Below are 717 nucleotides of genomic sequence, written 5' to 3' on the forward strand. Positions count from 1 at the left end.
GTATATGACTTTCTCATCATGATTTATTTCAAATAAAATTCGAAAGGTTCCAATCCGTAATCGATATAGTTCTGTGTAACCTTTCATACTTTTAATATCTCCTTCAGGAGGAATCTTAAGAAGTCCCTTCAATCCTTCTGCAATTCTTTTTTGAATCCCTTTTTCTTGCTTTGCAATAAATTTCACCGCGGACTTATGGTAAATCAATTTGTAGTCCGAATTCACGTTTTGCGTCCTCCCCTGATACATATCCTTCTTCACTGTTTAACTGTTCTAACTCTTGTGTAGACAGCGGTTCATGATCAGGATCTGCCATATCAATTTTTTCCCATTCTTTAGGTTTTCTTCTTGACCGTTGAACAAGAAATTCTAAAAAGTCAAATGCTGCTTTTTCATCTTGTTGATCCAGGTGATCAATTAACCGATACAATTCATCTTTACGAATAGCCATGTGTTACACCTACTTTCGAGATAGTTTTAAATGTCCACTAATTAATATTAGTGGACATGAAGTGTGGGAAAATAAATGTTTGATGTCCGCTAACATAATTGATAAGATTAAAATATCATGTCCGCTAATGTAAGTCAATAAAAGAGGAGGTATTTATGCATTCCACTAAAACAATTTCTATACAAGCAACATCTTTGATTTCCGATTTTATTTCTAGCTTATCTCAAGAAGGAGATTTGCATACAAAAACACTAAAAGAATATACG

At 33.5% G+C, this 717-nt stretch carries 2 protein-coding genes; both read right to left on the bottom strand.

Annotated elements, in window-relative coordinates; all coding sequences use genetic code 11:
• A partial coding sequence (locus ACCC84_RS23540) for a type II toxin-antitoxin system RelE family toxin (protein WP_371902427.1) occupies positions 1–186 on the bottom strand: 186 nt, incomplete at its 3' end.
• A 7-nt stretch (positions 187–193) separates the two neighbouring features.
• On the bottom strand, positions 194–451 hold the full coding sequence (locus ACCC84_RS23545; RefSeq protein WP_024086118.1) for a hypothetical protein: 258 nt from the start codon (positions 449–451) through the stop codon (positions 194–196).
• Positions 452–717: the final 266 nt, after the last annotated feature.

This window comes from Serratia odorifera (assembly GCF_041448735.1).
Taxonomy (GTDB): domain Bacteria; phylum Pseudomonadota; class Gammaproteobacteria; order Enterobacterales; family Enterobacteriaceae; genus Serratia_F; species Serratia_F odorifera.

Excerpts from the sequence above, each read along its gene's own strand:
- ACCC84_RS23545 (WP_024086118.1), bottom strand. The coding sequence starts at position 451 with ATGGCTATTCGTAAAGATGAATTGTATCGGTTAATTGATCACCTGGAT.